At 36.1% G+C, this 20,334-nt stretch carries 32 protein-coding genes; 6 read left to right on the top strand and 26 right to left on the bottom strand.

Translation table 11 applies throughout. The annotated features are described in order from the left end of the window. Positions 1-12 precede the first annotated feature (12 nt). From CJP46_RS02915 to CJP46_RS02845, 21 genes are all read right to left on the bottom strand, one after another. Entirely contained in the window at positions 13-231 is a 219-nt protein-coding gene (locus CJP46_RS02915) for a hypothetical protein (protein ID WP_094594096.1), read from the bottom strand. 386 nt (positions 232-617) lie between these two features. Further along, complete coding sequence (locus tag CJP46_RS02910) at positions 618-2,273, bottom strand: DHH family phosphoesterase (protein WP_094594095.1); 1,656 nt, start codon at positions 2,271-2,273, stop codon at positions 618-620. 201 nt (positions 2,274-2,474) lie between these two features. Beyond that, entirely contained in the window at positions 2,475-3,272 is a 798-nt protein-coding gene (locus tag CJP46_RS02905) for a hypothetical protein (RefSeq protein ID WP_094594094.1), read from the bottom strand. 36 nt (positions 3,273-3,308) lie between these two features. Next, positions 3,309-3,536, bottom strand: coding sequence for a hypothetical protein (locus CJP46_RS02900; protein WP_094594093.1), 228 nt, complete (start codon positions 3,534-3,536; stop codon positions 3,309-3,311). Positions 3,537-3,616: 80 nt separating this feature from the next. Continuing rightward, positions 3,617-3,895: a hypothetical protein gene (locus tag CJP46_RS02895; RefSeq protein ID WP_094594092.1), complete on the bottom strand. Its 279-nt coding sequence runs from the start codon at positions 3,893-3,895 to the stop codon at positions 3,617-3,619. Between the two features lie 31 nt (positions 3,896-3,926). Beyond that, on the bottom strand, positions 3,927-4,214 hold the full coding sequence (locus CJP46_RS02890) for a DUF6440 family protein (protein ID WP_094594091.1): 288 nt from the start codon (positions 4,212-4,214) through the stop codon (positions 3,927-3,929). Positions 4,215-4,644: 430 nt separating this feature from the next. Then, a complete protein-coding gene (locus CJP46_RS02885; protein WP_094594090.1) occupies positions 4,645-5,718 on the bottom strand; it encodes a DNA primase in 1,074 nt (357 codons plus the stop codon). Positions 5,719-5,740: 22 nt separating this feature from the next. Beyond that, positions 5,741-7,195 carry a replication protein gene (locus CJP46_RS02880; protein ID WP_256992157.1) on the bottom strand — a complete coding sequence of 485 codons (1,455 nt, stop codon included), beginning with the start codon at positions 7,193-7,195 and terminating at the stop codon, positions 5,741-5,743. A gap of 48 nt (positions 7,196-7,243) precedes the next feature. Next, entirely contained in the window at positions 7,244-7,756 is a 513-nt protein-coding gene (locus tag CJP46_RS02875) for a hypothetical protein (RefSeq protein WP_094594088.1), read from the bottom strand. 74 nt (positions 7,757-7,830) lie between these two features. Continuing rightward, entirely contained in the window at positions 7,831-8,658 is an 828-nt protein-coding gene (locus CJP46_RS02870; protein WP_094594087.1) for an ATP-dependent DNA ligase, read from the bottom strand. An 82-nt stretch (positions 8,659-8,740) separates the two neighbouring features. Next, positions 8,741-8,911, bottom strand: a complete 171-nt coding sequence (locus CJP46_RS36435) for a hypothetical protein (RefSeq protein WP_179281006.1) — start codon at positions 8,909-8,911, stop codon at positions 8,741-8,743. 23 nt (positions 8,912-8,934) lie between these two features. Continuing rightward, complete coding sequence (locus CJP46_RS02865; RefSeq protein ID WP_094594086.1) at positions 8,935-9,159, bottom strand: hypothetical protein; 225 nt, start codon at positions 9,157-9,159, stop codon at positions 8,935-8,937. Between the two features lie 29 nt (positions 9,160-9,188). Continuing rightward, complete coding sequence (locus CJP46_RS36070) at positions 9,189-9,512, bottom strand: hypothetical protein (RefSeq protein ID WP_143812912.1); 324 nt, start codon at positions 9,510-9,512, stop codon at positions 9,189-9,191. A gap of 119 nt (positions 9,513-9,631) precedes the next feature. Further along, positions 9,632-9,808, bottom strand: coding sequence for a hypothetical protein (locus tag CJP46_RS36430; RefSeq protein ID WP_179281005.1), 177 nt, complete (start codon positions 9,806-9,808; stop codon positions 9,632-9,634). A gap of 37 nt (positions 9,809-9,845) precedes the next feature. Beyond that, on the bottom strand, positions 9,846-10,130 hold the full coding sequence (locus CJP46_RS02860) for a hypothetical protein (RefSeq protein ID WP_094594085.1): 285 nt from the start codon (positions 10,128-10,130) through the stop codon (positions 9,846-9,848). 38 nt (positions 10,131-10,168) lie between these two features. Continuing rightward, positions 10,169-10,354 carry a hypothetical protein gene (locus tag CJP46_RS02855; RefSeq protein WP_094594084.1) on the bottom strand — a complete coding sequence of 62 codons (186 nt, stop codon included), beginning with the start codon at positions 10,352-10,354 and terminating at the stop codon, positions 10,169-10,171. A gap of 44 nt (positions 10,355-10,398) precedes the next feature. Beyond that, positions 10,399-10,740: a hypothetical protein gene (locus tag CJP46_RS02850; RefSeq protein WP_094594083.1), complete on the bottom strand. Its 342-nt coding sequence runs from the start codon at positions 10,738-10,740 to the stop codon at positions 10,399-10,401. Between the two features lie 78 nt (positions 10,741-10,818). Then, entirely contained in the window at positions 10,819-10,995 is a 177-nt protein-coding gene (locus CJP46_RS36425; RefSeq protein WP_179281004.1) for a hypothetical protein, read from the bottom strand. 33 nt (positions 10,996-11,028) lie between these two features. Then, positions 11,029-11,187: a hypothetical protein gene (locus tag CJP46_RS36420; RefSeq protein ID WP_179281003.1), complete on the bottom strand. Its 159-nt coding sequence runs from the start codon at positions 11,185-11,187 to the stop codon at positions 11,029-11,031. 34 nt (positions 11,188-11,221) lie between these two features. Beyond that, complete coding sequence (locus CJP46_RS36415) at positions 11,222-11,395, bottom strand: hypothetical protein (protein WP_179281002.1); 174 nt, start codon at positions 11,393-11,395, stop codon at positions 11,222-11,224. A gap of 36 nt (positions 11,396-11,431) precedes the next feature. After that, positions 11,432-11,833, bottom strand: a complete 402-nt coding sequence (locus tag CJP46_RS02845; RefSeq protein ID WP_094594082.1) for a hypothetical protein — start codon at positions 11,831-11,833, stop codon at positions 11,432-11,434. 611 nt (positions 11,834-12,444) lie between these two features. Here CJP46_RS02845 and CJP46_RS02835 point away from each other — a divergent pair. The 6 genes from CJP46_RS02835 (at position 12,445) to CJP46_RS02815 (ending at position 17,247) form a co-directional block, all read left to right on the top strand. Further along, positions 12,445-12,729: a hypothetical protein gene (locus tag CJP46_RS02835; protein ID WP_094594080.1), complete on the top strand. Its 285-nt coding sequence runs from the start codon at positions 12,445-12,447 to the stop codon at positions 12,727-12,729. Continuing rightward, positions 12,729-13,808 carry an FtsZ/tubulin family protein gene (locus CJP46_RS02830; RefSeq protein WP_094594079.1) on the top strand — a complete coding sequence of 360 codons (1,080 nt, stop codon included), beginning with the start codon at positions 12,729-12,731 and terminating at the stop codon, positions 13,806-13,808. Before CJP46_RS02835 ends, CJP46_RS02830 begins: the two co-directional genes overlap by 1 nt. A 15-nt stretch (positions 13,809-13,823) precedes the next feature. Further along, positions 13,824-13,991 carry a hypothetical protein gene (locus CJP46_RS36410; RefSeq protein WP_179281001.1) on the top strand — a complete coding sequence of 56 codons (168 nt, stop codon included), beginning with the start codon at positions 13,824-13,826 and terminating at the stop codon, positions 13,989-13,991. 166 nt (positions 13,992-14,157) lie between these two features. Then, positions 14,158-14,559, top strand: a complete 402-nt coding sequence (locus tag CJP46_RS02825; RefSeq protein WP_094594078.1) for a hypothetical protein — start codon at positions 14,158-14,160, stop codon at positions 14,557-14,559. A gap of 14 nt (positions 14,560-14,573) precedes the next feature. Then, positions 14,574-14,873 (top strand): hypothetical protein, encoded by a 300-nt coding sequence (locus tag CJP46_RS02820; RefSeq protein WP_094594077.1) that lies wholly within the window; start codon positions 14,574-14,576, stop codon positions 14,871-14,873. Continuing rightward, positions 14,863-17,247, top strand: a complete 2,385-nt coding sequence (locus tag CJP46_RS02815) for a type IV secretory system conjugative DNA transfer family protein (protein ID WP_094594076.1) — start codon at positions 14,863-14,865, stop codon at positions 17,245-17,247. Before CJP46_RS02820 ends, CJP46_RS02815 begins: the two co-directional genes overlap by 11 nt. Here the strand turns inward: CJP46_RS02815 and CJP46_RS02810 are convergent. The 5 genes from CJP46_RS02810 to CJP46_RS02790 all read right to left on the bottom strand — a co-directional run bounded on the left by CJP46_RS02810 (position 17,237) and on the right by CJP46_RS02790 (position 20,317). Continuing rightward, a complete protein-coding gene (locus tag CJP46_RS02810; RefSeq protein WP_094594075.1) occupies positions 17,237-17,623 on the bottom strand; it encodes a YhjD family protein in 387 nt (128 codons plus the stop codon). The genes CJP46_RS02815 and CJP46_RS02810 overlap by 11 nt on opposite strands. Beyond that, positions 17,620-17,955: a YolD-like family protein gene (locus CJP46_RS02805; RefSeq protein WP_094594074.1), complete on the bottom strand. Its 336-nt coding sequence runs from the start codon at positions 17,953-17,955 to the stop codon at positions 17,620-17,622. The genes CJP46_RS02810 and CJP46_RS02805 overlap by 4 nt, the downstream gene beginning before the upstream one ends. Next, positions 17,952-19,196, bottom strand: coding sequence for a DNA polymerase IV (locus CJP46_RS02800; protein WP_094594073.1), 1,245 nt, complete (start codon positions 19,194-19,196; stop codon positions 17,952-17,954). Before CJP46_RS02800 ends, CJP46_RS02805 begins: the two co-directional genes overlap by 4 nt. A 368-nt stretch (positions 19,197-19,564) precedes the next feature. Next, the gene (locus CJP46_RS02795) at positions 19,565-19,867 is read right to left on the bottom strand and encodes a hypothetical protein (protein ID WP_094594072.1); all 303 of its coding nucleotides are present in this window, start codon (positions 19,865-19,867) and stop codon (positions 19,565-19,567) included. 150 nt (positions 19,868-20,017) lie between these two features. Next, positions 20,018-20,317 (bottom strand): hypothetical protein, encoded by a 300-nt coding sequence (locus CJP46_RS02790; RefSeq protein WP_094594071.1) that lies wholly within the window; start codon positions 20,315-20,317, stop codon positions 20,018-20,020. Between the last annotated feature and the right edge of the window lie 17 nt (positions 20,318-20,334).

The following is a 20,334-nucleotide window of genomic DNA, read 5'->3' as shown; positions in this document are numbered from 1 at the left end:
AAAACAGTTCTTTCATTTTAGGTTCGCAACTCCAGCGTTATCGACAATTAGTATTCTGATATATAAATCTCCTAACTCGGCAAACAAAACTGCTTTTTCTCTAGCGCTATCGAGATCCAGGTAGCTTTTAGCATTAAAAACATCTTGGATAAGATATCCCTCTTGATCGATGTAGCCTTTATCTTTAACACCAATAACATAAATTTTTTCTTTCTTTTCGGATAAATACAATCCGCTCTCCCCTTTCTTGATAAAAACTCAATTTCATTCAAATCTATGTATTAAAAAGTGTTGCATCCTTTATGAAACTGTTTGCCCTTGTACTTGTACTTAGCAATGAACGTCTTAACAATAATCAGGCTGCTATTAACTTGTTCCAGTATCAAAACTCCGTATTTGGTAACCCATCTACATTTACCCGTAAGCGGAAGATCTCTGATTTCCCTGTAAAGACGTTGCCAACGTATGTTACTTTCGGAACACCTTTGTAAAGCATGTTTGGTAAATTTGATTCTCATGTCCTTCACCGCTCTGTGATTCGAGTTGTGACTCGACCCTCATTAGACTTAAGGACTTGATGATGATTTTTCATTTAAAATTCCTCCATTTATGTTTATTTAATTAACAACTCTGTAGTCATCAATGAATAACTGATTAGTCTTTTCAAGTTCTCTTCTTCTTTTTGCTTTGTTGTATCGCCAAAACTCATTTACGTTCAACGATCCAATTGCCTCTATTTCCGAAAATACAGGTACTTTATCGTAGAATTCCTTATCCGTTTTAAATTTCATCAGCTTCAAGTTCCCACAGTCAATCATTACAGTGTTTTTAGTCTTACCCAATGGCTTTTTGTCTTCTACAAATAATCCTTTGACAAGAAACTTTCCTTCTTTGAATCCCATACCCGATACACGATAAAACTCTGCTATGTATTTAATAAATCTTTCATCAATCTCATCAACATGGAATTCTAAATCATAATATTGAGTTTCATCGAATTCCACATTACCTAATTTATTGTTTAACTCATTTCTCAGCTCTCCTAAGTTTTCAATCTTTACTCCTGTACCCCCTGCTCCGGGATGACCAACTGCGAATGTAATAAATTTACACTCTGAAAGAATGTCTAGCAGTGGAAAGCTCTCTAACCCTCTAAAACTGCCAGAATATATTCCTTCTTCATCTCCATCACCAAGAACAATAGCCGGTCTGCTGTACTTCTTTGAAATTTCTTGTGCTACCAAGCCATTATATCCCTTCCCTATGGATGAATCATAAACAATAATCACCTTGTCATTTGGATCGATTGACGGTTTTAGTCTTTCTAATGCTTCTGCTTGAATTACTTTTCGCTCTTCGTTCAACTTAACTAATTCTTTAACCAAACCTGGTAGTTTTGGTGACTCTTCGTCGCACATTAGAAAGTCAATTGCTACGCCAATCTTATCAGCTCGTGTTGCTGCAGTTACCGCAGGTGAAACTCCATAAACAAAATCATTAGCATATAGATTGCCAGTATCAAAGTTCATTTCTTTAAATAACGCTTTAAGTCCTGGGTGTTTCACAAACTTGAGTGCATTTTTAAGGTAATATCTGTTTTCAAGTTCTCGCATGGACATCATATCTGCTGCCAAGGAGAAACCGGCAACATCAGAGTATTTTCTTGCAAAATCAGTGTCCATATAATCATCAAGTACTGAACACACTTTCCACACTAACAATCCACCCGAAGCATGTTTATTTGGGTAAGAACATCCCTCTTGCTGAGGGTTAACAATAAGAGCATATGGATTAGGATTGGTTATCGAGTGGTGATCAATTATTAAACAATCAATACCTTTGGATTGTAGAAGCTTCATTTCCTCTACATCGTTACTACTGCTATCAACAGCTATGTATAAGTTCGTATCCCTTGGAACCTCAGTAATAATATTTGCAGTTCCATGACCAGAAGAGCGCTCAACATATTTGAGTTCAATGTTGTCAGTAAAATTGAGTAAGTATTTGTAAAGTGTAATACCTGAAACTAATCCGTCGAAATCACAATCCCCAAAGATAACGATTTTTTCGCCATTCTTAATAGCTCGAATGATTCTCTCCGATAGTGCATCTACATTCTTCAGTAAGTAAGGGCTATGTACTACATTACTCAATGGATTTAGAAATTGGTCAATGTTTTCAATTCCATTAATCTTAGCTAGTTTTCCATACAGAATATCATTATCACTATATGGTATCTTGGGCTGCTTGAGCTTCCAACCTATAATGATCACCCCCTAAATTATTCAAATGTAATTTTATATTGCTTAGGCAAATAAAGATCCTGTCCAGTTAAGAGTAAGTAGTCGAAGTGTTTAGTAATATTTTTATTTTCAAATCCTGTTTCCTTATGCACTATTTTGATCTTTACTTCTTTCTTAGTGTTTGTCACAGCAATTCTCCTTTTTTTGTTAGGATATATTGGTGCAATTTGTCTAATAAAGTTTGTGATTTTCTGTTTCAAGTCTATAGTTATATTTGATGAAAATTGGTTCCACTTTAGAAATAAGGTCTTCCTTAATTCGTAGATTCTTCAGGTCGAATTCTAAATTATCGTATTTTTTATATCTGGCTTCAATTTCTTCAAGTTGTTGAGCGTATTTGTCGAGAGCTTTACCAACCAACTTGGACATCTTACCCCACTGGAAAACGTAGAGAACAAGTTCTTTTGAACCATAGAACCACTTCTTATAGATTTTTGTTTTTCTATTCTTATGATAATTAATTATGTACTTGATAGGATTATCTTTTGCTGCAAGCATGTCGGAAATTTTCTCTTTTACTATTTCTAATTCCTTATGTTTTTGATCTGCTTGTCTTTTATAGTGCTCTTCAATTTCTTCTACAGTCTTCATCATTCGTTTACCGTAATATCTCTCAAAAATATCAAATTGCAGGAATTCATTATCATCATAATAAACAGCGAATATTGAAGGATATCGTAACCGATCACGTACTTTAATTGTGATTCGCTCGTCTTTTAGTTCTGATCTAAAGAAGTTGTTTATAATTGAGCATAAGAATGCTTGAAGATCGTGAACATTCATTTTTCGCTGTCCATCTTCGTATACGTTCATTATTGAGAAGATGTCGTCTTTTCGGGTAAACATGGTTGATGCTTTATCAAATAAAATTTCAGGTTTATCTGTTGCTCTTTTTAAGAATTCTCGCTGCTTATTGAGTCGGTTAACTGCTAATTCAATTCTATGATTAAATTCCCTAATGTCTTTCACTTAAAACCTCCTCTTCTCAATGAAAGTATGTTTTTATCAGAAATTTTTATGTAGAATTGTAGTGCATCCTCTATTAAGAATGATGATTTTTCTATCAGAGTTTAAAAACTTCAAGACTTCATCGGCAGATGCATATTCATATCCGGCAAACCATCCTCTATCTTTTATAACCGTGAAGATGTTCGAGTTGATTTCTTCAAATACATAGTCTGCCTCTTCTTTGATTGTTTTTACATTTTCTAATTGTTTATTAGCATAACTCATCTATCGATTACGTCTCCTTTTTTTAATGAAATCTTCTTTCGTAGTGCTCTACATCACTGATTCAAGATACTTGTGCCATATTAGATCAACTCAATTGCATCAGATGTTTCAATGTAAATGTCGAACGGCTCTTCAAATTCCGTGTTTTTATGTAATGTGTGTGGATACATTACTTCGTCTAATTTAATCGTGTATGACTTCGTTCCATCCCAATAATCTTCAACACCCAATACGGTTCCCGTCTTTCCATCAACATTGGGGTGACACCCAAATTCTCTAATTTCATTAGCTGTATATCGCTGCCTTAGTTTAATTCTAACTCTATCTCCAACTAACTTTGGCCAACTCTGTTCTTCCATTTTCTATTTCTCCTTTTAAAAAAACCGACTTTTACTTCAATCGATCCTCATCAACCAGTGGCTCTCCGCATCCAACAACTTGCCCGTCTTTACCGTACAATGGAGCTAACCCTTCAACGTTCTTGTAATAAATTATGTATCTACAACCAGTTTCTCTATCTGTTAGGATCTGAATGTCGTCTACTCTTCCTCCATTGACAGTGAATCTATTCCCATCCACAATCTTTTGATTATTTCTTGGAATCGTATTCCAATCACATGCCGTCAATGCGGTAGTTAAACCAACCAACAACAAAATTATTGCTAATTTCTTCTTCACTTCATAACTCCTTTCGAATTAGAGGTCACTTGTAGCATCTGAATTATTTTCATGACCTCTGATTCAATATGTATTATTATGTTTATTTTAATAATGTGCTCTTACATAACATGAACAATGAGTAATTATTTCGGCCTTGATCATCAACTACATAAGTCTCGCCGTTAGTAAAGACATCTGGATTAACGTTATAATTACGATGTAGGGGATATATCTTCCCTTCGGTCAGGAAACATTTGAATAATACCTTATCGACCCTTACGTACTTCGCTTCACCTTCTTCTTTCGTTTCTATTAGGTCTTCAATGCTCGGATTAGACAAGTGTCATCAATCCTTTCTTAATTCGTATTATCATTATATTTATTTTATTAAAATCTGTCAATAGCTTGTTTCTATTTATTTCTTGTCTTGATAAAAACTAGATTTCATTCAAACTGACACCTTAAATTTACATTGATTATAAAGGGTTTTAAACGTCTCTTCTCCTCGATCTGTAGGACTATCTCGGTCTAAAAACAGTTCTGCATTGTCCCACAACGCATAGACCATCCTGGTCTTCCCAAACTTAGCAGCTTGCTTCCTTACTGCCTCAATTGACTTGTCCTTATCCATGGCTATAACAATCTGAACTTCACTTCCAAGCTCTTTGATCATGTTTACTTGCCATTCACTTAGGTCGTCACCACTTATTGACACACAATTCCTAAACCCCCACTGAGTAGCGAGCATAGAAGTTTTCTCGCCTTCAAAAATGATGACTTCTTTTTTCTCAAGAATGTAATATAATGCCCTATGCCAATTAAAAAGCTCAATCATCTTATTAAAGTTGTACAGGTAAATGAACTTATAAATGTCTCGCTTCTCATAGTCTTCATAAATAGTCCTACCCTTAATTGAAACGATCTCTCCAAAGCGATTATGAATGGGAAAAATAATGCGCTGGCTTTTAACGTCGTAACCCACCTGAAACTCTAATTGAGTCTCATAAGAAACTCCTTCATCAATGTAAATCTGATGAGGAAGCATCACATACTGGTCCAGTATATCTTCATCATACACCTGGTTTTCCAGATTTGATAAGTCACGCTTTCTTTTTCGTCGTTTCTTCACTTCCTTAAGCCATTTAAGTTGATCAGCTGCAGGATTCTTAACAAATGAATTGTTGGCATAGTCGTTGTAGCCAAGCGTTTCACATATCCATCGTTTAGCGTGAAACAAATCATTTTGTCTTTCTTCTTCTGAGAACCGGTCATGAACTATGTATGACACTAACCCATATATATCTAATTCTGACTCTCCGAGCGTTCTAATTCTACTAGATAAGCTCTCGTTTAAGTACACTTGGACAGAACGCTTATTTGGTGAATTAAATTTCTCGGGCAGCTGTGCTTCATATCGATTATTCTTCTTATCAACAAACTGACAATCCATCGCTTCAAGAAGCAAGCCGACCTTATCCTCGTCTAAAATTCGCTCCTTTATTGTTTTTAAATCATTACTCATCTAAGCTCCCCCACAGGAGTAATTAACGTCCATTATTAGGTACGACAACCAATGCGACTTCTTTCCAGATGTTAAAGTCATAATTCACTTCAAATACGATTTGCTCATCCTCACTGCCCTCGCGATTCTTAGGAAGGAATAAGATGAGATATTTCTTTTCGGGGTCTAGTTTGTATGGCTTCTTATGCCACTTGCCGAAACCTTCATCTTTCTCCCAGTTATATGGATGAAGTTCATTTTTGCCCCCTTCGTATTCATCTGAAAATATTAAGCGTCCGGCCATGACCACAGCAGCCACTTCAACAATTTCTGCTGATTTTCCTATACAGTCTAAATCTATGTATCTGAATTCTTTGCCAATCTTAAGCTGAACAGTTGCGATTGTGGCACAGTTATTCGATTCTTCTTTAATGCAATCATACAGTTCCTGGGCTGAGTTAGAGAAGGCCAACCATCTCTCAACGTTCTGGGTTAGATCTGGTTTGAATGTGTCAAAGTAAATGTGTTTGTATCCGAGGGGCCTATACAGTTCGATTCGACTAATAACGTCTTCAATTCTATACTTCTTTAATTGAATAAATTTAATGAAGTCAGGACGATGTGTTCTTAGCCAGTCAGCAGCCTCTTTCAATGTATCCTTAACTTCGCTACTAAATCCACCACGGTTAACTGTGTCTCGTGCTACTGGCTTTTTTAGGATGCGTGCAGCTACCGTGACCAGTAATCGTGTTCTCCACCTTTTAACACCTTCCTCATTGGCAAATACGATTCCCTTCTCTTCACTTTCTAGAAGTCCAAGAACAGCCTTCTCGGTAATAATACTAGATTTACCTACACCAGACGGCAACACCAAATACATCAGGTTCCCTAATTTCTGTCCATTGATTTTCTTGTTTAGCCGTGGTGATTCATATAGTGGGATTCCAACATCTTCACCTGCTTCAAGTTGATCAATGGTCTCGTCAAGGTTATCGATAAGATTGTACTCAATTACTTCTCCACTATTTACGTGGGCAAATGATTCTTTATGCTTGTATTGATAAAAACTCTGCATTTGTTTTAACGACATTTTAACCAGACTATTAACCAACTTTTGATTATTTGTATCAATAAGACCCTGTTTCTGTAGATTACGGAGTGACTCATATTTCTGAATCTCGCTAAAGTGATATTCGTCATTCCCTTTATCGCCATCGCACTCAGAAATTACTTCTTCAACCGTGTTAAAGCCTCCGTATTGATTGTAATAATCGAAGTAAGACTTCTTACCGGTTTCCTGTGGTTTGGAGGTCAGGTATGAGTATGTGGTTACATCATCAAATAAACGAACACCATTTTCATACATCTCTTTTCCGATATAAAAATAATACCACCAGATGCCTTCGGTAAATGTGTCTTTGGTAATCTTATGAGCTTTGTATTTTTCATATAGACTTGGAGTATTCCATAAGTAACCAACAAAAATTGATTCATGCACTTTAGATGGATCAATAAAATCTTTTAAGTAATCTATGTATATTCCCCCTTACAGAAAAGCACTAATGTCTAAATCGTCACTCTTTTTATTATAGTTATTTTTAAAACTCTGATCTTTCTTTGATTCTTGTGCCGCTACCTGTTTCTGAGCTCGCTCTTGGTTCTTCTTGCTTTTCCTAATTTGATTGGCTTCATTCAACTTATCAATCATAATGCTGATGCCGTAATTGATTGCTTTAGTATCGTTCGACCCATCAAGCTTATTTGCGATACACCATCTAATGCTCTCTTCTGCTAATTGATAAGCTTCATACATTAATTCAAACGATGGACCCGTTCTCCATTGTCGCACTTTTTCGCCATTTTTAATTAAGTACCCAGCTCTAAGTTCCTTAAGTCTTGTGATGTTTCCTGTGGGAAGTACAACTAAATCATGCAGAGCAATGATGTATTGGTATAACTTGTCCCATTCTTCATTCTCTCTTTTTGTAGCTGCTTTTGCATCCAGGTATTTCTTATAACAAACTTCTTTGTGATAAAACCGCTTGTCTTCTCTCTGCATTAACTCTCTATCGCCATATTGTTCGCAAACTGGACATTTTACTGGTCTTGGTTTTGCCAGTTAGATCACCTCCCTTATAGAATAAACTTTTCAAAAACCGGCAACCTTAACATGTTGTTCTTTGTGAATCCTCTATGTTTAACAACACACTTAATAAGTGGTTGGAGATATACCATGTCTTTTGTTTCTTTAGTCTTCAGCTGCTGGAAGACTCTCCATCCCGCTCTACGTTCCTCTGTTGGTACACCTAATTCCATTACGCCAAGTACTCTGATCCCATCGGAAAGGAGCCACCCAAACTCATCTTTACGATAGCCTGCAATGAAGTATTCACCCATATCGTAAGCAATAACCTTCTGCCATTTGTCTGATCGTTTGCCGATTTCATATTTTGTATCTGCTCTTTTTAGAACAATACCTTCAAGATTCTGTTGCTTAACTAAGTCAAAGTAAGCAGATCCATTACCCACTAGGTATTTTGACTTCATGTAAAAACCATTAGGTTCAAAGGCAGATTCGAGTATTGCCTTGCGCTCCAACAATGGATAACTATGGATATCGTTATGTTTATGTTTAATAATGTCAAACGCACAGAAAGTAGCTTTGTGCTTACTTTTCTTAGACTTAAATCTTTCCATAACTGCTTCAAAATCGGGTTTGCCATCTGGCCCTGATACGATTAGTTCTCCATCTAGTATCGTTCCTTTGGGGATATCTATATTATCGACTAACTCAGGAAAGTTGGCCGTTATCTCATTGTTATGTCTAGTGTAAAGTCTTACTCTATCCATATTGCTAACGATCAATCTTATACCGTCTAGTTTTAGTTCGGTTATGTAGTTGTCGTCATCAAAAGGCTTGTTGTCTGCTGCGTATTCTAACAGCATCGGGGAAACGAACATTTTTATCACCTACCTAAGATAAGTGTATCAAAGGCAAATGATGCTGTTTACAGGTAAGTTATGTATGCTCAGTGAGGTTTCATTAAATCTCATGAAACACTTGAATAATCTCGCCATTAATGAATTTATCTTCTTTGTCTAGAACTAAAATGTCCGAGTCTTTCTCTGAAATGTAAATTCCTTTAGTCTCATTGAGATGTTTTATGATGATTGCTTTTACTTCTTGCATATGTAGGTTATATACTACGTTCATATTTTTCCCTCCCTTCTGAACCTTTATTGAGTTTTACTGATCTTGTGCATTTCATTGGATTTATGTTTTAAGTTCTTTGCAATTTCTTCATTCCATTCCCAAACATCTGATACTTGCTTCATGGTGCAATATAAAGTCTTCTCACAACCAACGCAATCATGCATTGATGTTGCTGTCCCAATTGGTTCATACTCGGTAGCCCCTTGATTCACCCAGTAATTGCAACCTGCCCAATATACTTTATCCATTTTTCTTCACTCCTAATATGTATGATTTATTAATATTCTACAACTGTCTTACCAGTCTCTATGCTGATTTTCCGATTATCTTTAGCGTATTTCCATCCCACCTTTCCGGTTCCTGCACAATCGCTGCACCCGTAGCCACTGTCACTTGGATGCTCTCTATATGTACCACTTCCGTTACACCATCGGCAGTCAGGAAGATTTGACCACCTGAGTTCTTCTGCAGTGGGCAAATATCCTTCCGAAATTGCTTTCTGAAGAAACTTCTTAGTCTTCCTGGATACTCCTTCAATATGAAACCTATTTTTATTGAAGTATCTGTAGTGTCTTGGCTGCATATATGTTGGTTTCCTCACAGCCCACCTCCCAGTATATTATATTTATTATTCTTATTTTTATTTTATTACAGATTCTCCATGAAATCAACCTTTTATCAAGTTTTACTCTTCAAAAATACCTTATTTTATAAGGGATTTTAACTATGAGTTTTTACTTTACGGTGGTATTTTTCATTAAGGGCTGTAGTATAGTTGCCTGGTTGACCATAAACTTCAAAAACTCTGATTTCATCGTAATTCTTAACTATAAATAACTGTCCTGTTGCTATTTCTTCGTACATGTCTCCTAATTGACATTGGCTCGCTTCGATCAATTCCCACACCCTCCTTTATCTTAGTAAAAGTAAACTTTTATTGAGTTAATACTGAAATGCTAACTTCTTTCTGAATTTGTCTAAGTTCCTTGATTGCAGATTTGATTTTGCGTTTATCAACTTTCTCATACCAATTATCTATATCCTGTAATAGATGTTGCTTCAATTCCTCATCTGTAATTTCAAATAACTCTAGTCCGCTCCACTCATCTGACCAAATCGAACCGATACACTGGCGATCTTCCGGAGTTGGGTATGTAGTATCAGGCATTTCTTCATCATAATAAAACTCCCAGTAATTATATTTTTTATTGATCTTCATTGCTCTTCCTCCATTTCTTCATAAAAGAAAGATTTTATTCAGTCTTTTGCTAATAATCTATCCAACTCATCTCTAAGAAAAATTAATCCTTCTTTACTCAAATACGGGATTAATTCTTCTACTGTACCTTCTAAAAATTCTCCAGCACCATATATCTCAACTCTTGGATCTCTAATTTTATTTATTAATTGATTACAAGAATTAACTAATTCTGATTTTTTCATCTGTAATTCCCTCTTTCTTTATAAAAGGAAAATTTTATAAACAATTATTCATTAAACTTCACAATTTCCAATGGGATAAGATGCAAATTCATGGCAGTATCCTCTACAAGTGCCATTTGCTCATCCTCATAAACATAATAAACGATCAATTTTGAGTATGATGGAAGTCCAGTAACACTTACAGTATTAACAGCCTCTTTCTCTAAAACGTCCTCCTTAGAGAATTTACCTAGATATAGCAACTTGTCATGAATAACATCCAACTCTTTAGCAAAATTTCGAGATTGTATTTCTTCCGGTGAACTGTTCCCAGTTTCTTCTAAATCGTATTTTTTAGCTAACTCAGTAATTTCCATTGCGACTTTAAATGTATTATAAATATCCATTTAACTATCTCCCATTCTCAATGAAATATTTGTTCTATGTAGTTATAACTATTGCCCTTAATTCCACTCATATTTTATTCAATCCTCTATGCGTTCTGCTTCATTGCTTACTTTTCCTGGACCACCTCTAACACTTTCATGGTCTACACGAACTTCAAACACTTCGTTTGGGTCAAGTTGCTGTTTCAATTTTAGTGACTTATTGCCGTTTTCGTCTAGTAGCCATGCTTCTTTAATGATAAATTTTTTAGTCATGTTTAACACTCCCTTCTCTAAAAACTCACATCTTTATAGCAATACTTCGGCTTCTTTAACATATAAGGCCTCTATTACGTTAATATCTTCGTTCTCTACGAACTCGCTCATTTCACTTTCAGTGTCAAACCAAGCAAACGTTAGTGAATTTTTATTATTCTGATATGTTAATAAATATGTTTTGTCTCTCATAAAGCATTCGTCTCCTCTATACAAAAGATTCGATTTATTCTCTATTCCTTTTATTTCTGTACGCTCTTATTATTTCCCACAACTCTACTTTGGATATAATGAAAATGATCAAACCGGCAACAGAGACTCCAAGCAGCAACCATTTATTTATTAGAGCTGCCAGAATACAAATTAAGAAGAATCCTTTTAATACTTGATTACTTCCCATAACTATATGCTCCTACTTCTTAATTAAAGGCTAATTTCAACGAAAATTTTTAAACTCATTATTTAAGTGATTCACTTGATTAGTTAGGTTTGTTTCCAATTTTGAAATTTCCTCTTTGTGTTCTTCATTATATGTTCTAATCTCTTCTTTAAATTTATTATATGCTTTGGTTTCATACCACTTTAGTTTGCCACCTGCTGCCAATCTCCTCTCCAAAGCCACAAGATAGCGTCCATTCATAACATTCTTAAATATAAGTTTATAATACAGTTCAATGATTTTCTTTAATTTCCCAATTCTTGGGGACATTAATTTCACTAATTTCTTAAATATAAAGTTGATAATCCATAAGAAAAAAGAAGTTAGCAACGATAGGAATACAACATCAATAGCTCTTACTTGTTCTTTATTAAAGTAATCCCAAATCTCTTGAATCATAAGTATCGACCTCCTTCCACAACGTTTTTAATTCCTTTAACAAGGAATAAGCAACTCGGGCTCACTTCTATTATTCGACATTATTTATGTATTTACCTTCCGAATAATTTATAACCTTATATTATTATATTCATTTTATAAAGTCAAGCATTTTCTTCCATTAAAAAAACCGACCTCTATAATAGGAAGTCGGTTTTTTTGTTTACCAAAAATCACTTACCGAAACATCGTATCCTTCTCTTCTCAGCTTACTTACAATCTTAAGCTGCGTCACCTCTTGAGGGTTGTGTTCTGTGTCATTACATATCGAGTAAACTGTCTTTCTGTTTAATCCTATATTCTTAATTAGCCACTCCTGGCTAATTCGGTTCTGATCTATCCACTTACCAAATTTAGTCCTCTTCTTAAATTCAAAAGCTCCCACTATATCCACCCCTTTAATGACTAGGATGGACAAATCTTCGAAAATAAATACACGAATTTTCAATTTTCTGGGTTATATTGGTCAAGCCTGTCGCAATATGCTATATCATCAAACATCAAACAACGTCTTTCAAACTCATCTAAGACAGTGCAAGATGCTTGAACATCATTGGGGAGGTGTTAGTCATATGGAAAGATATTTCGAGTACGTTCTAAGTAGCCTAACTATCGATGACGTTTATGTTCTTGGGGCACTCCATGAAGCCGAGGCAACAACGGGCTTTAAAGCAGTTAGCAATTCCGAACTTCAAAAAACAGTTTCATTTACTGAAGCAACATATCGTAGAACCATTAATCGTTTGTGCGCTAATAAATTAATCGAAACAATAAATGTAAAGAAACAAAATCTGTTGTACCTAACAGAGTATGGAGTAGCTGCTGTAACTAAATCATTAGAGAGGGCTGGTGCTTAATGTTTGCTGTGATTGGTTTGGGTCAGGCGGGTTCAAATATTGCTGAAGAAGCCCACAAACAGGGCTACCTCTCGGGAGCTATAAACTACTCACAAAAGGACTTAGACTCAGTTACAGTCAGACACAAATTACGCTTGCTTGGTTCAGAAGGGGTTGGTAAGAAGAGAAACGAAGCAATACAGCTTTTTCAGGATCAGTGGGAAGATGCTTTAAACTTCATTAAAGACAATTTTGCGAATGCTAAAGTCATCGTATTTACCTTCTCTTTAGCCGGTGGTTCTGGTAGTGGGATCGGCCCAATTCTTCTCGAAGTTACCATTAATACATTGCCAGATACCACATTCATAGCGATGCCAATTATTCCTGAAACATCTGAGTCATACTCGGCTCAGGTGAATACATTAAAAGCATTTGAAGAGTTGTCTCAATTAAATGTAGCCGTATTCCCCATCGATAACCAGCAAACAAGAAATAACTACCCTAATATAGGTAAAAATTTATTACTGGATATGACTAACAAATCTGCGGTATCGATGCTGAACACCATCTATTCTTATACGGAAAAGCACTCCAAGAACGGCAACTTTGATAAAGAAGATCTTATAACAATCCTTAACAATCCTGGTATTGCCCTAATTAGTGAGACTAACATCACCAATCTGAATCAGGGACTCACCCTGTCTTCTGAAAGCGTAGCTGAAAAAGTGAGAACATCTTGGTCACAATCAATATTCGCACCAATTGAATCAGATCGTATCTCAAAGGCTGCGCTTATCTTTGATGGCCAAGAATCGTTACTTGAGTATGTCCGACATGATCTAATCTTTAAGCAAATGCCATATGAGTTGTTTGAAGGTAATTATCATGAACACAACGGGAAAATCATCTCAATCATTACCGGTCTTCCCTGGTCTCTTAAACGCCTACATGATATTGAAAAATCCATAAGTATATGTAAAGAGCAAGTTGAACCTATTCATAATTCACGGTTTCAGGCAAATGTGTCAACACTTGTTCCACAACAAAAAAGCACAGAAAGAAAATCTGTGCTGGACATTTTAAGTAAATATAAACATTAAGAGGAGATGGTTATAATGTTTAAAAATGATATGTTAAATGCTTTGGTTGATCTGCAAAAACGTGGAGTATCTATCTTGTTAACGGAGGAAGGTTGGAGCGTGTTTGTCGGACTTATGAGCCTTGAAGATTCGTTTTATGAAGAGATTAAAGAGATTGCTTCTACTAATGAATTGGCAGGCTGATTATGACCCAGGAAGGGTTGTCATAAGATGTCCCTTCCCCTCTTTTCCGTAGGGTAGACTATGCCTATGTAAATTAGAAACGCTTTGCTTCTAATTTTATGTTAGCATTCTCTCATTTATGCCTGTTCGTATTTGTCTTTATAAAAATTTTAGGAGTTGGTGCATCATGACTAGAGTTGAAACTATATCGTTTAGCCAGTTTATCAACAAGGATTACAATGTCTCAAAAATAAAAGATACTATTATCTCACACTTAAAACGCCATAAAATAGCATATCGAATTATTGGAGTCACGATTATTATTTTCGCATCTGGTATTTTAGATCCCACTCTTTACGCTGCTGGAACAGGAATTGATGCAGGTGGGCTAAGAATATATCGCAAACTAGTTAACCTTGGTAAATGGGTCGTAATTATCAAAGGAGGATGGGATACCATTCAACACACTATAAAAGGTGATTTTGACTACGCTAAAAAGTCTTTCCTTCAATACCTTATCGTTTACGTAATACTTCTCGCCCTTCCTTGGAGCTTAGATCAGATTGATTCAGTATTCAAAGACATCTAAGGGATGTGACATCTATGCTTGTTAAAATCAACAATATACCTTTCCCTCAGGTTCCGTCAGAAGGTAATCCACTGACACACGGAATCAGACACTGGGCACAAGAACAAACAACCGATATATTGCTTGGAGTCTTAGACTCTATCAGAAACGTATTCATAGATTTCAGCTATTCGGTTGCCTTAGTTGGCTGCGGATTATGTATCTTGTTTTGGGTTGTTGGATGGAATAAAGGGAAAAAATGGGCTGGGATTCTTTACCTGGCGAACGTTCTAATTAAATTCCTTCTTATGGGAGGGATGATTCATGGCTCTTAAACTCCGCGATGTAATCGAGGTTGCTCGACCTAACTATGTATTCCTTAAGCTAAAGCCCAATAATTCAATACGTAACAATTCAACTCATAAACTCGCACGAGCAATATCTGGTCTATATAAAAATGTTATCGAGAACATTAGCAAACAGGAAGAAAAGATGATAAAAATCCTTGGTAAAGATATAGTATTTCCAACAAAAATCTCGATTCAAATCAACTCCAAAGTAAGTTACTTCATTTATATGGAGAATAAAAAAATCGAGTTTTATTTCATCATTCCTCATCATCAACTTATGTACATTAAAGAAAAGATAAGCGATGTGTGGACTCAATTAACAATCGAAGAAGTAAACACCCTCCCCACTTTTAATGACAGTCCCACAAAGTATCAAATTGTCTATAAAAACGAAGACGGTATGAGCCTTTCCATTGACCGGCGTAACAATGATCTCCTCCATTCTAATTTAAACGTTGTAGAGATGCTCAAGGAGGGCGATAAGTTAGGCATCTTCTATAATTTCATTCCAACTTCTCAGCATGGTTGGAGGTATAAACATAAAGCAACCATCGAGAAACTTAAATCGGGGAAACCTATTGACCGCAATAAGACTGGATGGAGATACTTGCTTAAATGGGGTATCTCCGTCATTGACTCCGTGATAAATACCTTATCTGATGCGCTATCTGTATCCAGTTTATCGGATAAAAAATCGGATGAAAGTGGGTTTTTATCAGGTCTATTAAACGCCCTTTCTGGTACAGAAAAACTCAGAATAAGCGATAGCACATTGAAAAAAGGCGTTGCCTCCATTCTCTCTACCCAAATTGTAGTCATGGGCAGCAGCTCTGACGCTTTAAGGCAAAGAAATACCGTTAAAAGTTTAGCTCAGAGTTTTGACACGATAAGTGAAGACAATGAACTGATTTATAAGCCTTTTAGGAAGGATTTTGAATACACTGATTACAATATCCGAGCAGATAAATTACTTGTTGGGGACGGTGAAGCACAGAACTTCTTGTCATTGGCGGGAAGAGACATCTTAGAACAGTATAACTTTATTGAGAAAGTTGAGACGTTTGAAACCGAGGTTCCAGAGGATCTTTGTTCAGGTACAATGTGTATTGGTGAGAATATTTATAAAGGCAAGAAGCAGAAAGCATTCTTAAGTAATGACATTGAATTTAGGAATCTCCTTCTGCTTCTCATAGGCCCAACGAGAGCTGGTAAATCAAACCTAATCGCCAACCTTTCAATTGATGCCATTGAGGCCGGTGAATGTGTAATAATTTTCGATTTTATCGAGAATTGTGAATTAAGCGAAAATGTCTCAAAGCTATTCCCCAAAGACAAAGTACTTGAGATCCGCTGCGATGACTTCGACACAATGCAAGGTCTGGGCTTTAACGAAGTAGGAGTTAGCAAAGATGTATTTAAACAATATGAAAATGCTAAACGTCAGACAGCCAACATGCTCACTCTAATCAACTCGATAAACGCAAGCGACAGTTCATTAAGTCCCAAAATGGAACGATATCTAGAGAGTGCCAGCCTTGTTGTATTTATTAATACTGGAAGTATCAAAGATGTCTTTAATGTACTCCAAAACCATAATGCACGAATGAAATTTCTAAGTAAGGTGCCTAGAAATCAACTCAACAACCTGGAGGAATATATCGAAAATTTAAGTGAGCTGGATGAGACCGATAAAGAAGGCACGATTATTGGAACCAAAACACACTTAATTACAGGTATAATTGACCGCCTAAACATTCTCAAACGAAACACATACATGGAGTTAATGCTCAAAAAGGATACCAGCAAGAACATTGATTTGAGTGCTGAGATGCAAAAGAATCAACTAATCGTAATCAAAATGCCTCAATCAATGTTTACCACTGATTCAGAAAAGGACATCTGTACGACTTATTGGATAACTAAAATCTGGCTTGCACTTCAGATTAGAGCTGACCGAATAAGGGACAAAAGCAAAAGGACTAAGGTTAATTTAATTGTTGATGAGTTGTATCAAGTCGAAAACACTGAACGTTTCCTAACCTCTAAACTATCTCAAATCGCCAAGTTCATCATGAAACCAATTATAAGTTGCCACTACATTAACCAATTGAAGTATATGCGTGATGAGCTGCGTAGTGCAAACACTTCCTACATGCTCTTGGCTGGATGCGATAAGAAGAACTTTGATGAATTAAAGAGTGAACTTTACCCTTTTACTGATGAGGACTTAAAGAATCTTAAGCGTTATCATTCAATGAATTATGTTAAGTGTGATCAAGGATATTCTAGGTTTATTACCGCTCTTCCTGGTAAGGTTGAAAAACGCATAAACACAAAAAGTAAACCGTCTAACGAATAGGCGGTTTATCTAATTTATAAATATCAATTCCCATATATCTTGCTAATGTAACCTCAGAATCAAACTTCACCTTACTCCAGAGCAATGAAATTTGATGCTTATAATTCCTGCACAAATAATCTGCAACAAGTCTATCCTCCAACCTTCTTTGCTCGATAATTTTGATTGATCTTTTTCTCATTTCCTTTTTAACTTCATATATATCCGTTGTAACTTTGTCTTGAATTGACTCTAAATATGACACCATGATACTTTGATTATTAAGTTTAGAACTTCCTATTCTCTTCTTATCATACTCCAAGACATCAAGTAAAATAGGAAGTTCTAAATAACGTTTAACAATTTCTAAATCACCTTCGGATTGTCTCATGATCATTCGAGTGTTACTGATACAATTTCATTAAAATCGATCCATTCAAAACCTTCATCATTTTCTAGTTTAAGTTTCTTTTGAATTGGACTAACATTCTTTATTACCCCACTAACTTCTGAGTTCTCATACTCACCAAAAATAGTTACGACAACAGGCTCCTGTTCACTTAGAGACAGGTTGATGTTTTGAGTTATGATTTCCCACTCGTCTGCATGGATGATTGGTTTCGTTTTTTGGAGAGGTATTTTTTGATTATCTATAATACGTTCCCTGTGCTGTGGAAGCATCATTCGGCTTGATTCCCAGATTCCATTTCCTGATAACTTTTTACTCATTTGTAATGCCCTCCAATTTTAGCAGCTCTGTCTACTGCCTGACCCGCTGTGGTTAATGAGCTTGCTCTAAGGATTGATACTTCACCGAAACGGTCTTTAATGTCATCCATAACTTTATCTATTGCCCTTAATTGATCCTTATTGTAGTCAAACAAAGACATTTGATATGTGTTAGCATCGCTTAAATCAGACAATGAAACGCCTACTCTTCTTATAGGTAATCCATTCCAGTGTTGATGAAATATCTGTTTGGCTGCATTGAAAACTTCCTGAGTGATATTGGTTGGATCAGTCAATTTCTTTTGTCTGTGAAAACCTGTTCTAATGTCAAAGTCAGCACCAGAAATACTCACTGAAACAACAGATCCGTTGTATCCTTTTTGTCTTGCCCTACGACAGACTTCAGTACTAATGTCCAGTAATACAACTTCAATTTCCCAGGCTTGTGAATAGTCTCGGGGTAAGGTCATTCCGTTACCAATTTCCCTCTGACGGTTATGTGTAGTCAAAGTTACAGGAGAGTCGTCAAGACCATTTGCTACGCGCCATATAACCTCACCGTTAACTCCCCATTTTTTTCTAAGTCTTGGCAGAGAGTAATTCGCTAAATCGCCAATCGTTAAAATGCCCATCTTATAAAGATGCTTCTCCATCCTGGAGCCAATACCCCACATTTTACGGACAGGCTGCTTCCATATGTAATTATGTAATTCATCCTTGTGCAGATAATAAATTCCACCATCTATCTTCTTTGCGATCATGTCACAGCATAATTTACTTAGAATCTTATTTTCTGCCACTCCAGCCCTCGCGTAAATGCCGGTTTCATTTAAAATTTTCTGCTGAATTTGTTTTGCCAGTTCAATTGGATTGTTTCCAAACAGATGTAATGATCCAGTAACATCAGCAAACATTTCATCAATTGAATAACATTCCACTAGGTCAGTAAATGTCTCCACAATCTGTGTGATCTGAGAGGAAACATCAATGTACTCCTGCATGTGTGGTTTGACCACTATTGCATTTGGACATTTCTGTAAGGCTTGCCACAGCACTTCTCCCGTTTCCACCCCATAAGATTTTGCAATCGGACAAGCAGCCAATATTATTCCAGATCTTCTTGACGGATCTCCCGCAACAACCAAAGGTTCATTTTTATATTCAGGTACTTTTGCCTTCTCAACGCTGGCATAGAAACTCTGCATGTCAATAAGCATAACTGTTCGCTGTTTCTTTACCATGTTATTCATCTCCTCCAAAAAATAAGAACATCCGTTTGTATATATTATATACCGAACAGACGTTCTTTATGCAAGAGGTATTTAATTACTGTTAAGGAGGGAAATTGTATCAATATGTCGAAAAACTATCGATCAGGTTTTTTATGAAAGATTCCTTTTATCTAATTTGCTTGGAATACATATTAAGCATATGCTCCAAACTTCTTATCGTCTGATTCATATTTATCTAGTTCATTCTCTAAATTGCAGTTTTCGCAACACCAATATTTAAATCCATCGTAATATCCTTTGTACTCGACAAGCTTCATTTTAACTCCACATGAACACATAGGGCGTTTACCGAATGGGATTTTCAACTTAATTCCTCCTTATTTCGCTTTTTGTTCGAACTGTGAAGCAATGTCTTGAATGGATTTGATCTCTCGAACTTCGTGTTCGACCTCCCACTCTGAGCCCTCCCACGTTCTATGCTCGACAAATCTGGATTCTATAATGGCGATAAAGTAATAGTCCTGACTGCCACCGATTTCAATTTCATGAAGTAGAGCGTGGTCGATATCGTCGAATATACCAGTTGCTTTTTCGTCATTGTGTGTCATGGAGAGTATTTCGATTTCTTCATGACCCCCGTTTAGCCATATATGAGCTGATACAATTGCTTTGTACTTCACGCTATTCCCTCCTCGCTTCGCATTTTGTGTCTACTGCGTCATCATAAAAACCCATTTCATCATTAATTTTCCATTCAAAAACTCTACATTCTTAAGTATCTCGCAACTATTCAACACTTGACTCTCTCTCCTTAAAGTGTTCATTCTCAATTATTCAATCTCATCCTCTTGACCAATCACAGCCTTGAGTAAGTTATATGCTTTAACATAAAGCTCTGCGCTGCCTTTGTCGATAAATCGACCTATAATATCTTTATGGGTTTCTACATCATAATTTGGATATACGATACTTTCTAAATGTGTTTCATATAGTTCGTATCCAGTCTCTTCATCACCTTCAATAGTAAATCCCCATGTCCAATTTCTTGGTGGCTTATTACACTCAAACTCGTCAATGACTCTTTCTATTTCCGTGAAAGTTTCTTTGCTAATCTCGATAATTTTATTCATTTGTCTCCCACAACTCT

Origin of the sequence: Paenibacillus sp. XY044 (assembly GCF_002257645.1) — a bacterium.
In the GTDB taxonomy this organism is placed as follows: domain Bacteria; phylum Bacillota; class Bacilli; order Paenibacillales; family Paenibacillaceae; genus Paenibacillus_AQ.
Note: the sequence above shows the minus strand (reverse complement) of the source record. Positions and strands in the feature narration are given on the sequence as shown.

Excerpts from the sequence above, each read along its gene's own strand:
- CJP46_RS02900 (WP_094594093.1), bottom strand. The coding sequence starts at position 3,536 with ATGAGTTATGCTAATAAACAATTAGAAAATGTAAAAACAATCAAAGAA.
- CJP46_RS02895 (WP_094594092.1), bottom strand. The coding sequence starts at position 3,895 with ATGGAAGAACAGAGTTGGCCAAAGTTAGTTGGAGATAGAGTTAGAATT.
- CJP46_RS02885 (WP_094594090.1), bottom strand. The coding sequence starts at position 5,718 with ATGAGTAATGATTTAAAAACAATAAAGGAGCGAATTTTAGACGAGGAT.
- CJP46_RS02875 (WP_094594088.1), bottom strand. The coding sequence starts at position 7,756 with ATGCAGAGAGAAGACAAGCGGTTTTATCACAAAGAAGTTTGTTATAAG.
- CJP46_RS02870 (WP_094594087.1), bottom strand. The coding sequence starts at position 8,658 with ATGTTCGTTTCCCCGATGCTGTTAGAATACGCAGCAGACAACAAGCCT.
- CJP46_RS36435 (WP_179281006.1), bottom strand. The coding sequence starts at position 8,911 with ATGAACGTAGTATATAACCTACATATGCAAGAAGTAAAAGCAATCATC.
- CJP46_RS02865 (WP_094594086.1), bottom strand. The coding sequence starts at position 9,159 with ATGGATAAAGTATATTGGGCAGGTTGCAATTACTGGGTGAATCAAGGG.
- CJP46_RS02860 (WP_094594085.1), bottom strand. The coding sequence starts at position 10,130 with ATGAAGATCAATAAAAAATATAATTACTGGGAGTTTTATTATGATGAA.
- CJP46_RS02855 (WP_094594084.1), bottom strand. The coding sequence starts at position 10,354 with ATGAAAAAATCAGAATTAGTTAATTCTTGTAATCAATTAATAAATAAA.
- CJP46_RS02850 (WP_094594083.1), bottom strand. The coding sequence starts at position 10,740 with ATGGATATTTATAATACATTTAAAGTCGCAATGGAAATTACTGAGTTA.
- CJP46_RS36425 (WP_179281004.1), bottom strand. The coding sequence starts at position 10,995 with ATGACTAAAAAATTTATCATTAAAGAAGCATGGCTACTAGACGAAAAC.
- CJP46_RS36420 (WP_179281003.1), bottom strand. The coding sequence starts at position 11,187 with ATGAGAGACAAAACATATTTATTAACATATCAGAATAATAAAAATTCA.
- CJP46_RS36415 (WP_179281002.1), bottom strand. The coding sequence starts at position 11,395 with ATGGGAAGTAATCAAGTATTAAAAGGATTCTTCTTAATTTGTATTCTG.
- CJP46_RS02845 (WP_094594082.1), bottom strand. The coding sequence starts at position 11,833 with ATGATTCAAGAGATTTGGGATTACTTTAATAAAGAACAAGTAAGAGCT.
- CJP46_RS02835 (WP_094594080.1), top strand. The coding sequence starts at position 12,445 with ATGGAAAGATATTTCGAGTACGTTCTAAGTAGCCTAACTATCGATGAC.
- CJP46_RS02830 (WP_094594079.1), top strand. The coding sequence starts at position 12,729 with ATGTTTGCTGTGATTGGTTTGGGTCAGGCGGGTTCAAATATTGCTGAA.
- CJP46_RS36410 (WP_179281001.1), top strand. The coding sequence starts at position 13,824 with ATGTTTAAAAATGATATGTTAAATGCTTTGGTTGATCTGCAAAAACGT.
- CJP46_RS02825 (WP_094594078.1), top strand. The coding sequence starts at position 14,158 with ATGACTAGAGTTGAAACTATATCGTTTAGCCAGTTTATCAACAAGGAT.
- CJP46_RS02820 (WP_094594077.1), top strand. The coding sequence starts at position 14,574 with ATGCTTGTTAAAATCAACAATATACCTTTCCCTCAGGTTCCGTCAGAA.
- CJP46_RS02815 (WP_094594076.1), top strand. The coding sequence starts at position 14,863 with ATGGCTCTTAAACTCCGCGATGTAATCGAGGTTGCTCGACCTAACTAT.
- CJP46_RS02810 (WP_094594075.1), bottom strand. The coding sequence starts at position 17,623 with ATGATCATGAGACAATCCGAAGGTGATTTAGAAATTGTTAAACGTTAT.
- CJP46_RS02805 (WP_094594074.1), bottom strand. The coding sequence starts at position 17,955 with ATGAGTAAAAAGTTATCAGGAAATGGAATCTGGGAATCAAGCCGAATG.
- CJP46_RS02800 (WP_094594073.1), bottom strand. The coding sequence starts at position 19,196 with ATGGTAAAGAAACAGCGAACAGTTATGCTTATTGACATGCAGAGTTTC.
- CJP46_RS02790 (WP_094594071.1), bottom strand. The coding sequence starts at position 20,317 with ATGAATAAAATTATCGAGATTAGCAAAGAAACTTTCACGGAAATAGAA.